Below are 13156 nucleotides of genomic sequence, written 5' to 3'. Positions count from 1 at the left end.
CAGGCTGGCAAAAATAGGTGAGCCGTTGGGGCTTGCCGCAAGTACAACGTAATCTAGGTATACCATCCTTGCCGCAGCGGCAACGGATGGTTTTCTATATCAGCAAAAATAGGATGGCACCATGACTGAAATGATGCACCAAGATGTGGATCCCCAAGAAACACAAGAATGGCTGGAGTCGTTAGAGTCAGTTTTAGAAGAAGAAGGTAACGAAAGGGCTCACTTCTTATTAGAATCATTGATTGAGAAAGCACGCAGAAATGGTGCCCACTTACCCTATGATGCGACCACCGCATACATCAATACTATTCCTCCTGGTCAGGAACCCACCATGCCTGGTGACCAGACCATCGAAGGTAAAATTCGCAACGCGCTGCGTTGGAATGCGTTGATGATGGTGTTGCGCGCCTCCAAGAAAAATCTTGAGCTGGGCGGGCACATTTCGAGTTTTGCGTCATCTGCAATGCTTTACGATGTTGGCTTTAACCACTTTTATCGTGCGCCGAACGAAAAAGACGGCGGCGATTATGTGTTTTATCAGGGGCACGTTTCTCCGGGTATCTATTCGCGCGCCTATATTGAAGGCCGCCTGACCGAAGAGCAGCTTGACGGTTTCCGTCAGGAAGTGGATGGCAAAGGGTTGTCTTCTTACCCGCATCCTAAATTAATGCCTGATTTCTGGCAGTTCCCTACGGTTTCCATGGGCCTTGGCCCGATGCAGGCAATCTACCTTGCCCGTTTTCTTAAGTATCTGACAGATCGTGGAATCAAAGATTGTTCAGAGCAGCGCGTATGGTGTTATCTGGGTGACGGCGAATGTGATGAGCCAGAATCCTTAGGTGCCATAGGTCTGGCTTCACGTGAAGGGCTGGATAACCTTACCTTTGTTATTAACTGTAATCTGCAGCGTCTTGACGGACCAGTGCGTGGTAACGGCAAAATCATCCAGGAGCTGGAAGGAAACTTCCGCGGCGCTGGCTGGGAAGTGATTAAAGTAATCTGGGGTCGCTACTGGGATCCGCTGTTGGCCCGTGATACCTCTGGCAAACTGCTTGAGTTGATGAATGAAACCATTGATGGTGAGTATCAGAACTGTAAAGCAAAAGGCGGTGCTTATACCCGCGAAAACTTCTTTGGCAAATACCCAGAGCTTAAAGAAATGGTTTCTAACATGTCAGATGAAGACATCTGGCGTCTGAACCGTGGTGGTCACGACCCGGTGAAAGTCTATGCGGCCTACGACCGCGCGGTGAAAACCAAAGGCCGTCCTCAGGTTATTCTGGCCAAAACGGTAAAAGGTTATGGCATGGGCGCCGCCGGTGAAGGTAAGAATATTGCCCACCAGGTTAAGAAAATGGATATGGAAGCGGTCAAGGGTTATCGCGATCGTTTCAACATTCCTGTGGCTGATGAAAAACTGGCTGATTTGCCTTACTACAAATTTGATGAAGACAGCGAAGAGATGAAGTATCTTCGCGAGCGCCGCGAAGCGCTGCATGGTTACATGCCTGTGCGTCGTGCAAAATCGTCTGAAGATTTGCCTGCTCCGCAGATGAAGGCGTTTGAGTCAGTAACAAAAGGTTCTGGCGACCGCGAAATTTCAACTACGATGGCGTTTGTCCGGGTTCTTACCGCACTGCTTAAAGATAAGCAAATCGGTAAGCGTATCGTGCCTATCATTCCTGATGAAGCCCGTACCTTTGGTATGGAAGGCTTGTTCCGTCAGGTCGGTATCTATTCGTCGCAAGGTCAGAAATACGAACCACAGGATTCAGATCAGGTTGCTTATTATCGTGAAGATAAAAAAGGCCAGGTTCTGCAGGAAGGTATTAACGAGCTGGGTGCAATGGCATCGTGGTTAGCTGCAGGGACACAATACAGCCTGAATGACCTGCAAATGGTTCCTTTCTATATTTACTACTCCATGTTCGGTTTCCAGCGCGTAGGTGATTTAGCCTGGGCGGCCGGTGACTCGCGTACACGCGGGTTCCTGATTGGTGGTACTGCTGGCAGAACAACCCTGAACGGCGAAGGTCTGCAGCACCAGGACGGCCATTCTCTCACCCAAGCTGCGCTGATTCCAAACTGTGTCAGTTATGACCCAACTTACGGCTATGAAATTGCAGTAATTGTTCAGGATGGTATGCGTCGTATGCTGGAAGACCAGGAAGATGTTTTCTATTACCTGACCGTAATGAATGAAAATTACAAGCAGCCTGAAATGCCAAAAGATGTCGAAGAAGGCATCGTTAAGGGTATCTACAAACTGGATACGCAGGGCAAGAGCAAGAAAAAAGTGAAACTACTTGGCTCTGGTACCATTTTAGAACAAGTTCGTGAAGCGGCCGTTAAGCTGGCTGAAGATTATGATGTTGAGGCTGAAGTTTACAGCGTTACGTCATTCAACGAACTGACACGCGATGGTATCGACTGCGATCGTCAGAATATGCTGAACCCTGAAGAAGATGCCAAGGTTCCGTATATCACTGAGGTACTAAAAGCAGGTAACGATGGCCCGACCATTGCTGCTACAGATTACATCAAAAACTATGCAGATCAGGTTCGTAACTTTGTACCAGGCAGTTATCGCGTACTGGGCACAGATGGGTTTGGTCGGTCTGACAGCCGTGAAAATCTGCGTCGTCACTTTGAAGTGGATGCTGCTTCTGTCACATACGCTGCGCTATATGAGCTGTACAAAGCGGGTGACCTTGACGCCAAAGTGCTTTCAAAAGCGATGAAAGATTTGGCTATCGACCAGAAGAAAATCAACCCACTGCACGCATAAGCACAGGAGAGATATCGACATGGCAGAGATTAAAGACGTACTCGTACCGGATTTAGGCGAAGACGACGTTGAAGTCATTGAACTGTGTGTAGCAGAAGGTGATGACGTCGAAGCTGAAGGGGCTTTGGTTACTGTTGAAAGTGACAAGGCCAGTATGGATGTTCCTGCACCGTTTGCAGGTAAAGTCAAAGAATTGTGTGTCAGCGTGGGTGACAAAATTTCGCAGGGAGATTTGCTGGCGAAAATTCAGGAAGCCGGTGGCGCAGACAGCGGTGATGACGACAATTCAGACAAAGCAGACGATAAACAGGAAGAAAACGCCGAGTCAGCAGACACTTCCTCTGATGCAGATGCTGAAGAAAAAAGTAGTGAGTCAAAATCGGCTTCAAAGGGTGGCAGTTCCACTATTGAGGTAACGGTTCCGGACATCGGTGACGCGGAAGAAGTTGACATCATTGAAGTGTTGGTTGCAGAAGGTGATAAGGTTGAAGCCGAAGATGGGCTGATTACACTGGAAACCGACAAGGCCACCATGGATGTGCCATGCCCGCAAGCGGGTACGGTCAAATCGCTTAAGGTTAAAGAAGGTGACAAGGTCTCTGAAGGCTCGCTTGTCCTTATTCTTGAGGTTGCCGGCAGCGGTGATGCAGGTGCTGATAGCAGTGAAAGCGACGATCAAAGCCAAAGCAGTGATGACGATGACGCACAACCTAGTCAGTCTGACGCTGACGATAGCGATGATGCTCAGGCATCAGGCGGCGAAGAAGAAATCGAAGTTACTGTGCCGGATATCGGTGATGCTGAAGATGTTGAGATTATCGACGTGCTGGTTTCAGAAGGTGATACGATTGAACCTGAAGATGGTCTGATCACTCTTGAGACTGACAAAGCAACCATGGATGTGCCTGCACCTAAAGCCGGTACCATCACTAAAATGCTGGTTAAGCAGGGCGATAAGGTATCGCAGGGCTCTGCAGTATTGATGCTAAAAGTAGCTGGCAGCGCGAAATCTTCTGAAAAGCCTGAAAAGTCTGATCAGAAAGCGAAGCAGGACGCGCCCCAGCAGCAGAAATCTTCTGATAAAAGCGATAGCAGCAGGCCCAAGCCGCCGCCGGTGCCCCATCATCCGTCTGCCGGTGAGAAGAAGAAGAGTGGTAAAGTGCACGCCTCGCCGTCTGTTCGCAGACTGGCTCGCGAGTTCGGTGTGGATCTAACGCAGGTTTCAGGCTCTGGCAGGAAAGACCGTATCCTGAAGGAAGACGTGCAATCGTATGTGAAATACGAATTGTCTCGCCCCAAAGCCAGCGCCGGCTCTGTCGGTCAGGGTGAAGGTGGTCTGCAGGTTATTGCACCGCCAAAAGTCGATTTCTCGAAATTTGGTGAAGTGGAAGAGAAGCCGCTTACCCGTATTCAGAAACTGTCTGGCCCGAATTTGCATCGCAACTGGGTAACCATTCCGCATGTCACGCAGTTCGAAGAAGCTGACATTACCGAAATGGAAGCTTTCCGTAAGCAGCAAAACAAGATCGCCGAAAAGCGTAAGTATGACTTTAAAGTGACGCCGCTTGTCTTCATGATGAAAGCTGTGGCTGATGCTCTGAAAGCGTATCCGGTATTTAATACTTCACTTTCTGCTGACGGTGAGTCTTTAATTCAGAAAAAGTATTACCATATAGGTATTGCAGTAGACACGCCAAATGGTCTGGTTGTGCCGGTTGTTCGTGATGTAGACCAAAAAGGTATCCATGAGCTGTCAAAAGAGCTATTGGATATCAGCCTGAAAGCCCGCGATGGCAAGCTTAAGTCTGCGGATATGCAAGGCAGCTGCTTTACCATCTCAAGCTTGGGTGGTATTGGTGGTACAGCGTTTACACCGATTGTTAACGCACCGGATGTCGCCATTCTTGGTGTTTCCAAGAGCGAGATGAAGCCGAAGTGGAATGGCAGTGAATTTGAACCGCGCCTGATGTTGCCGTTATCACTGTCTTACGACCACCGGGTCATTGACGGTGCAGTAGCGGCCCGCTTTGCCGTGCACCTTAAAACCGTGCTCGAAGATTTGCGGGAAATGTTACTTTAAGTTTGAACAGGGGAGGGTAAAACCTCCCCTTTACGCTTTTTTGTCAGCATTTAACGATGTTGGCTTTACAGGGCAGATAAGCCCTAGTTAAAATTCTTAACGCATATTTTTCAGATATTTGACAAATTGAGGTCACGATGAGCGATATAAAAACTCAGTTAGTTGTATTGGGTGCAGGACCCGGCGGATATTCTGCCGCTTTCCGCGCTGCCGATATGGGCGTAGAAACCGTTATTGTTGATGCCAGGGAAACACTGGGTGGTGTGTGCCTGAATGTAGGATGTATTCCTTCTAAAGCACTGTTGCACGTGGCCAAGGTTATTAAAGAAGCCAAGGAAATGGCAAATCATGGGGTCTCGTTTGGCGAGCCGGAAATCGATTTGGACAAACTGCGTGACTACAAAGACTCTGTCGTTGGTCAGCTGACCAAAGGGCTTTCTGGCATGTCAAAAATGCGTAAGGTTAAGCATGTACGCGGTACCGGTACATTCACCGGCGCGAATACCCTGGAAGTGGAAGGCGAAGACGGCAAGACGACCATCGAGTTTGAAAATGCCATCATCGCAGCAGGCTCAGAGCCGGTATCACTGCCATTTATTCCTGAAGATGATCGCGTTATCGACTCTACCGGTGCCCTGGAAATGAAAGATATTCCGGAAAAAATGCTGGTACTGGGTGGCGGCATTATCGGTCTGGAAATGGGCACGGTTTATCATGCACTGGGCTCTAACATTGACGTGGTAGAATTCCTCGATCAACTGATTCCTGCGGCTGACAAAGACATCATGAAAGTATTCATGAAGTCATATAAAGACAAATTCAACGTAATGCTTGAGACCAAAGTGACTGACGTTGAAGCAAAAGATGATGGTTTGTATGTAACCTTTGAAGGTAAGAACGCACCATCAGAGCCAGTCCGTTACGACAAAGTGCTTGTTTCTGTAGGTCGTACACCGAACGGTAAGAAAGTTGGCGCAGACAAAGCCGGCGTGAAAGTTGATGATCGCGGCTTTATCAATGTTGATAAGCAAATGAAAACCAACGTTGATAACATCTTCGCAATTGGTGATTTAGTCGGCCAGCCGATGCTTGCGCACAAAGCGGTTCACGAAGGCCATGTTGCTGCCGAAGTGATTGCCGGCAAGAAGCATTACTTCGATCCGCGCTGCATTCCATCTGTTGCCTATACCGAGCCGGAAGTTGCCTGGGTTGGTCTGACTGAAAAAGAAGCCAAAGAGCAGAATGTTAGCTATGAATCAGCAACATTCCCATGGTCGGCATCGGGCCGCGCTATTGCTTCTGATGCGACTGACGGCATGACCAAACTATTATTTGATAAAGAGTCTGGTCGTGTTATCGGTGGTGCAATGGTAGGTACTAACGCCGGTGAGATGCTGGGTGAAATTGGTCTGGCTATTGAAATGGGTGCTGACGCAGAAGATGTTGCACTGACAATTCATGCTCACCCAACACTGAATGAATCTATCGGTTTGGCCGCAGAGATTCAGGAAGGCAGCATTACGGATATGCCTAATCCTAAAGCGAAGAAAAAATAATTAATTGATTCGCAAATAGAAAAAGCGAGGTTGTTCCTCGCTTTTTTTGTGTCTGCTAATTATTTACTTGCCCACAGGTACAGGTTTGACTGAGACACCGGTGCACGCTTCAATACGTTCATCATGATGCTGCGCCCTGGCTGAACGTAGCGCATCCTCACAGTAGCCCTTACGGCAACATTGCGCTAAAAGCGCCTCATGCTGTTTACCGCGCTCATGAATAATTCTGACAATATGACTTCGCAGCCAGCGCAGACCAGCATCATGGTCCTGTCGCTTATGCCAGAGCAACGATAGCGGTGTCCGGGGTAGCTCAACGGGCGCCTCAAATACGGCGAGCTGCTGAGAGAATATCTCTTTCTCAAACACCATCGAAGGTGCAACACATATTAAGTCAGTTTGTTTCAACAGGCTTGGCACATTGTGAAAGTTATTCACCGTCATGGCGATGCGCCGTGATTTACCAATACTTTGCAGTGCCTGATCGGTAGGACCAGACACATCGCCGGTTAAAGAAACCAGCAAATGTTCAGCCTGTATAAACTGCTCAAGGGTCAGGGCCTCTTTGGCCAGCGGATGTCCCGGGCGCATTACGACAACGTAGCGCGGATCCAAAAGATGTTCAGAGTGAATCACGCTTTCAGGCCGGATATATTTACTGATTGCCAGCTCAGCTTCGGCATCTTTCAGGATATCAGCAGTTTCAATAGACTGGATCGGAATCGCATAGATGTTGATACCAGGAGCCTCGCGTTCAATCATCTGACGTAACGGACCCCATACCATTTCTACAAAGGTGTCTGTAGCAGCAATGCGGAAAGTACGGTTTGCAGTGGCTGGTTCAAAAAGGGCCGGGTTCACAGCATCTTCCAGCGCACCGAGGGGCGTCTGAATCTGGCTCCATAAATTGCGCGCAAACGCGGTTGGTTGAATGCCGCGTCCGTCTTTTACAAACAACTCATCACCCCATGCTGTTCGCATCCGCGACAACGCGTTGGACACTGCGGGCTGCGTCATTGCAAGACGATCTGCAGCGCGGGTAATAGCGCCCTCGGTCATGATGGCATCAAAAATCATTAACAGATTCAGTTCCTGTGGCCGCATTTGACACTCCTGGTACATGGACAATTTCAAACATATTAATACACGTGATGCATTGCATACAAAATAATAATTATTTTTATTTTTATGGGTGCCGCATACTACGCGCAACTTAATATTTGCGAGAGACACCATGCATACATTTATACGCGTAAGTATAGTGATATTCGGATTGATTGCGCTGTCGGCATGCAATTCAGAACCGTCAACACATAGTCAGGCTCAGGCACAGTCTCAGGGCGTTCCTGTCGATGTTGCTACGGTAGTAGCCCGGCCGATCACTGAATGGGATACCTTTACCGGCAGACTTGAAGCACCTGAATCAGTGGCGCTGCGTCCAAGAGTCTCAGGATATATAGAGATGGTAACCTTTGAAGAAGGTCAGTATGTCAACCGGGGCGATACGTTATTTCTGATTGATAACCGACAGTTCAAGGCAGAAGTCGACCGTCTTACTGCGCAACTCGACGAAGCAAAAAGCCGCCTAAAACTGGCTAAACAGGATCTGGCTCGTGCTGAAGGGCTTCGCCGTTCACAGTCCGTTTCTCAGGAAGTACTGGATACGCGCGCAGCATCTGTTGATCAGGCCAGGGCCGCAGTCGCCCAAACCACCGCTGCACTCGATCAGGCTCGGCTGAATCGCGGTTTTGCCCGTGTAGAAGCGCCTATCTCAGGCAAGATATCTCGGGCTAATATCACGCAGGGAAATTTCGTCACAGCAGGGCAGAGCATTTTAACGACAATCGTCGCCACTGACCGCCTTTATGCGTATTTTGACATTGATGAGACTACCTGGCTGAACTATCAGAAAAATGCGTCAAATGCGCAGACAGTGGATGATAAGCCGGTGGCTATGCGACTGGCAAATGAGGACGTTTTCGGTCACTGGGGGAACATTAATTTTGTTGATAATCAGGTTAATGGTGGCACTGGTACGCTGCGCGTGCGCGCCGTCTTTGCCAACGATGAAAATCAGTTGCTCCCAGGTTTGTTTGCCCATCTTAAGCTGGCGGGCGAGCACCAGGAAGAAGGCATTCTGATTGCTGAGAAAGCCATTGGCACGGATCTTAACAATAAATACGTGCTGGTCGTTGATAGTGACAAAAAGGTGCAGTACCGCGCGGTCACCCTGGGCGACAAAGTGGGCTCGCTGAGAATTATCGAAGCAGGCTTGCAGCCGGACGATACCATTGTTGTGGACGGTTTGCAGCGCGTCAGACCCGGCACCCCGGTAACGCCCAACAAAGTAGACATGGCGGATGATGACACTCTGCAAAGCCTGAATGCCTGGCAACAGCAGTTAGACCGGAACAACGATTTAGCGCGTGTGTCAGCAGACCAGATAGCAGGTACCCGCTAAATGAAATTCTCTCAATTTTTTATTCATCGGCCCATTTTTGCCGCCGTGCTATCACTGCTGATATTTATCGGCGGTGCACTGGCTGTGTGGAAGCTGCCAATCACCGAATATCCGGATGTGGTACCGCCGACAGTGGTCGTCACAGCTAATTATCCGGGGGCCAATCCCAAAGTGATTGGTGAAACCGTTGCCACGCCGCTGGAACAGGAAATTAACGGCGTCGAGAATATGCTCTATCAATCATCTCAGGCAACGTCCGACGGGCGTATGACGCTGACGGTAACCTTTGCAATTGGCACCGACCCCGACGAAGCAACAACCCTGGTACAAAATCGCGTCAACCGCGCGCTGCCTCGCTTACCACAGGAAGTACAGCGTCTGGGTGTGGTAACGGAAAAATCTTCACCGAATCTTACAATGGTGGTGCATCTGACCTCGCCGGATGATCGCTATGATATGTTGTACATGTCTAATTTTGCCGAGCAGAATGTCAAAGATGAGTTGCAGCGTATTCAGGGAGTTGGACAGGTCCGACTGTTCGGTGCCGGAGAGTACAGCATGCGCGTTTGGCTGGATCCGAACAAGCTGGCTTCCCTGAACCTGAATCCGGGCGATGTGGTGGGCGCTATTCGCGCGCAAAATCAGCAGGCCGCCGCAGGCAGTCTGGGCGCACAGCCAACCGGCACCAGTGAGTTTCAGTGGCTTATCAATGTAAAAGGCCGGCTGATTGATGAGACAGAGTTTGAAGATATTATCGTTAAAACCGGTCAGAACGGTGAGATTACCCGACTTAAAGATGTGGCCCGTGTCGAGCTGGGCGCAGACTACTATACGCTTCGCTCGCTGCTGAATAACCGGCCAGCTGCCGCTCTGCCAATTTTTCAGGCGCCCGGATCCAATGCGATAGAAATTTCCGATAATGTCCGTACCACCATGGACAGACTCGCAGCGACCTTTCCCGAGGGGCTGGAATACGACATCGTTTATGACCCTACCGTGTTTGTCAGGGGCTCTATTGATGCGGTAGTAAGTACTTTGCTTGAAGCCGTTCTGCTGGTTGTTCTCGTGGTGGTCCTGTTTCTGCAAACATGGCGGGCGTCGATTATTCCTCTGGTAGCCGTACCGATTTCGCTGGTCGGCACATTTGCCTTTATGCACCTGATGGGCTTTTCTCTTAATGCGCTGTCATTGTTCGGTCTGGTTCTGGCTATCGGTATCGTGGTGGATGATGCCATCGTGGTAGTTGAAAATGTTGAGCGCAACATCGAGCGTGGACTAACCCCGGTGCAGGCCACGCAGCAGGCGATGAAAGAGGTCACCGGCCCGATAGTCGCCACCACACTGGTGTTGGCTGCAGTCTTCATTCCTACAGCATTTATGAGTGGGCTTACCGGGCAGTTTTATCGTCAGTTTGCGTTGACCATTACCATTTCTACCGTTATTTCGGCGCTGAATTCACTGACGTTAAGCCCTGCGCTTTCCGCGCTGCTGCTCAAACCTCACGGCGCAAAAAAGGACTGGATGACAAAATCTATTGATAAGGTCTTTGGTAAATGGCTGTTCAGCCCCTTTAACCGAATGTTTGACCGCGCATCGGATAAATACACATCAGGTGTAGGCTCGCTGGTTCGCAAAGGCTCTATTGTTATGGTGCTTTATGCCGGATTGCTCGGGCTGACCTGGCAGCAATTTGAAACTACGCCAACCGGCTATGTGCCGCCGCAGGATAAGATGTATCTGGTGGCTTTTGCGCAGCTGCCCAATGCGGCATCGTTGGATCGTACAGAAGCTGTTATCAGGCAGATGTCAGAAATTGCCATGCAGCATCCTGGTGTATCAGACGCTGTGGCGTTTCCCGGTTTAAATATTAACGGGTTTACAAACAGCCCCAGTTCAGGGGTATTGTTTACCCCGCTGGAGTCATTCGATAAGCGCCAGTCTCCCGTCTTATCAGCAGGCGCTATTGCGGCGGATCTTAATCAGAAATTTGCTGCCATAAAGGGCGCTTATGTTGCTATTTTTCCACCGCCACCTGTACAGGGACTGGGCACAATCGGTGGATTCAGATTGCAGCTTCAGGATCGTTCGGGTCATGGATTTGAGACGCTGGAAAAAACAGCCAATGAAGTGATTGCAAAAGCCTGGGCCGATCCGGCACTTACCGATGTGTTTACCAGCTTTACCGTGAATGTTCCGCAGCTTGATGTAGATGTTGACCGTGAAAAGGCCATGAGCCAGGGCGTGGGGATCGACACCCTGTTCGATACCATGCAGGCTTACCTTGGTGCTGTTTATGTCAATGATTTCAATTTATTCGGACGTACTTATCAGGTCAATGTACAGGCTGATGCGCCGCATCGTCAGAATGTTGAGCAGATTCAGCAGATGAAGGTGCGTAATAGCGATGGGCAGATGATACCTCTGGGTTCACTGCTGGATATCGATTACAGCGCAGGCCCTGATCGGGTGATGCACTACAACGGTTATGTCACGGCAGAAATAAATGGCGCGCCCGCTGACGGATACAGCTCTGACCAGGCCCGTGCTGCCATCGAAAAGATCCTGGATGAAAATCTGCCTGTTGGAATGACGTATGAGTGGACTGAGCTAACTTATCAGCAGATTCTGGCAGGTGATACGGCAATGTATGTCTTCCCGCTGGTTGTACTGCTGGTGTTTCTGGTACTGGCTGCACAGTACGAGAGCTTGCGCCTGCCGCTGGCTATCATCCTGATTGTACCCATGACATTGCTCAGCGCACTGCTTGGCGTTGCCATTTATGGTGGGGACAACAATATCTTCACGCAGATTGGCTTGATTGTACTGGTAGGCCTGGCCACTAAAAATGCCATCCTGATTGTCGAGTTTGCCAAAGAATTGCAGGAGCAGGGACATGATGCGCTTAGCGCTATCAAGGAAGCCAGTCGACTCCGCCTGCGCCCCATTCTGATGACATCTATCGCCTTTATTATGGGTGTGCTGCCCATGGTTATTTCTACCGGTGCAGGCGCTGAAATGCGTCAGGCAATGGGTGTGGCCGTCTTCTCCGGCATGATTGGCGTGACATTCTTCGGTTTGATATTAACGCCGGTCTTTTATTACCTGCTTCAAAAGCGACGATAAACCAGCTACCCGAGCGTTGCCCCTCTCTTTAAACAGGGGCCTTTGGCCGCCCGCTTCCCTGGGCGGCTTTTTTTTGCTTACGGGTAAGCAGTGCAATCGTAGCTCTTCAATCCAAAATCATCTTTTAGTCACATGGCTTTGAGTATTTAATTTGCGAGGAAGAGTTAGCTTTCGCCGGTGTCGACCGGCAACGACCAGAGGGGAAGAGCGTTTCCCCTCTGGACTCCCCACTTTGCCTGAACGCGCAACACAACAGCACGGCTGAACAGGCAAAAGCAATCGGAGCAAAAGGCGCATCCCTGCGCCTGTTTGCTCCTGCTGTCTTGCGATGGGTTCCGCGGGGCGTGCAGAGGGCGTGGCACAACGCCTTCTGCTTGCTGGCCGTCAACACGGCCGAGGCTGTTTAAACTCTGATGTCAGGATATTTACGTTCTTTTTTAAAATACTCCTTTTGATTTGTAGCGTTTATTTAGGTCTTGCGGTTGTACTTACTTTCGCCGGTGTCGACCGGCAACGACCAGAGGGGAAGGGCGTTTCCCCTCTGGACTCCCCCTTTACCTGAACGCGCAACACAACAGCACGGCTGAACAGGCAAAAGTAATCGGAGCAAAAGGCGCATCCCTGCGCCTGTTTGCTCCTGCTGCATCATCCATGATGCATCTTACTTTTACTTAATCTGTTCAGTCGTGCCGTCTGCGCGTTAAGGCCCAAAAGAGCGATGTTTCTTCGAGTAATCAAAAGTTGCCGATAGAAAGATATCGATGAACCGTGGAGCAAGAGTGGCAGGCTGTCCGGATAAGAAAATATCAGACGCATCATGGATGAGGCGTCAGTAGTGTCAGGGGCAGGAGGCCCCTTACACTGCGGTGCTATTTTCCCGGGCAGGCTGGCACTGCTGTCTTGCGATGGGTTCCGCTGGGAGTGCAGAGGGCGTTGCGCAACGCCCTCTGCTTGCTGGCCGTCAACACGGCCGGGGCTGTTTAATCTTCTATGTTGAAATCACTATCTAATATAATAAAACAGCTCTTTTAAGTTAATGGCTTTCACGCACACCTTTCACAGTTGTATTAGCTTTCGCCGGTGTCGACCGGCAACGACCAGAGGGGAAGGGCGTTTCCCCTCTGGACTCCCCCTTTACCTGAACGCGC

6 protein-coding genes are annotated in these 13156 nt (G+C 49.9%); 5 read left to right on the top strand and 1 reads right to left on the bottom strand.

Annotated elements, in window-relative coordinates:
- Positions 1-121 precede the first annotated feature (121 nt).
- The 3 genes from aceE (at position 122) to lpdA (ending at position 6424) form a co-directional block, all read left to right on the top strand.
- Complete coding sequence (gene aceE, locus HHX48_RS10090; RefSeq protein WP_191024740.1) at positions 122-2788, top strand: pyruvate dehydrogenase (acetyl-transferring), homodimeric type; 2667 nt, start codon at positions 122-124, stop codon at positions 2786-2788.
- Between the two features lie 19 nt (positions 2789-2807).
- Positions 2808-4868: a dihydrolipoyllysine-residue acetyltransferase gene (gene aceF, locus HHX48_RS10085; RefSeq protein ID WP_191024738.1), complete on the top strand. Its 2061-nt coding sequence runs from the start codon at positions 2808-2810 to the stop codon at positions 4866-4868.
- 137 nt (positions 4869-5005) lie between these two features.
- Positions 5006-6424, top strand: a complete 1419-nt coding sequence (lpdA, locus tag HHX48_RS10080; RefSeq protein WP_191024736.1) for a dihydrolipoyl dehydrogenase — start codon at positions 5006-5008, stop codon at positions 6422-6424.
- 63 nt (positions 6425-6487) lie between these two features.
- Here the strand turns inward: lpdA and HHX48_RS10075 are convergent, their stop codons facing one another.
- On the bottom strand, positions 6488-7528 hold the full coding sequence (locus HHX48_RS10075) for a LysR family transcriptional regulator (RefSeq protein WP_191024735.1): 1041 nt from the start codon (positions 7526-7528) through the stop codon (positions 6488-6490).
- Positions 7529-7658: 130 nt separating this feature from the next.
- On the opposite strand from HHX48_RS10075, the gene HHX48_RS10070 reads away from it, so the two are divergent.
- Positions 7659-8885, top strand: coding sequence for an efflux RND transporter periplasmic adaptor subunit (locus HHX48_RS10070; protein ID WP_191024733.1), 1227 nt, complete (start codon positions 7659-7661; stop codon positions 8883-8885).
- On the top strand, positions 8886-12008 hold the full coding sequence (locus HHX48_RS10065) for an efflux RND transporter permease subunit (RefSeq protein ID WP_191024731.1): 3123 nt from the start codon (positions 8886-8888) through the stop codon (positions 12006-12008).
- The last annotated feature ends 1148 nt before the right edge of the window (positions 12009-13156 follow it).

This window comes from Salinimonas profundi, assembly GCF_014750655.1.
GTDB lineage: Bacteria > Pseudomonadota > Gammaproteobacteria > Enterobacterales > Alteromonadaceae > Alteromonas > Alteromonas profundi_A.
This window is presented reverse-complemented; position numbering and strand designations above follow the sequence as displayed.

Excerpts from the sequence above, each read along its gene's own strand:
- aceE (WP_191024740.1), top strand. The coding sequence starts at position 122 with ATGACTGAAATGATGCACCAAGATGTGGATCCCCAAGAAACACAAGAA.
- aceF (WP_191024738.1), top strand. The coding sequence starts at position 2,808 with ATGGCAGAGATTAAAGACGTACTCGTACCGGATTTAGGCGAAGACGAC.
- lpdA (WP_191024736.1), top strand. The coding sequence starts at position 5,006 with ATGAGCGATATAAAAACTCAGTTAGTTGTATTGGGTGCAGGACCCGGC.
- HHX48_RS10075 (WP_191024735.1), bottom strand. The coding sequence starts at position 7,528 with ATGCGGCCACAGGAACTGAATCTGTTAATGATTTTTGATGCCATCATG.
- HHX48_RS10070 (WP_191024733.1), top strand. The coding sequence starts at position 7,659 with ATGCATACATTTATACGCGTAAGTATAGTGATATTCGGATTGATTGCG.
- HHX48_RS10065 (WP_191024731.1), top strand. The coding sequence starts at position 8,886 with ATGAAATTCTCTCAATTTTTTATTCATCGGCCCATTTTTGCCGCCGTG.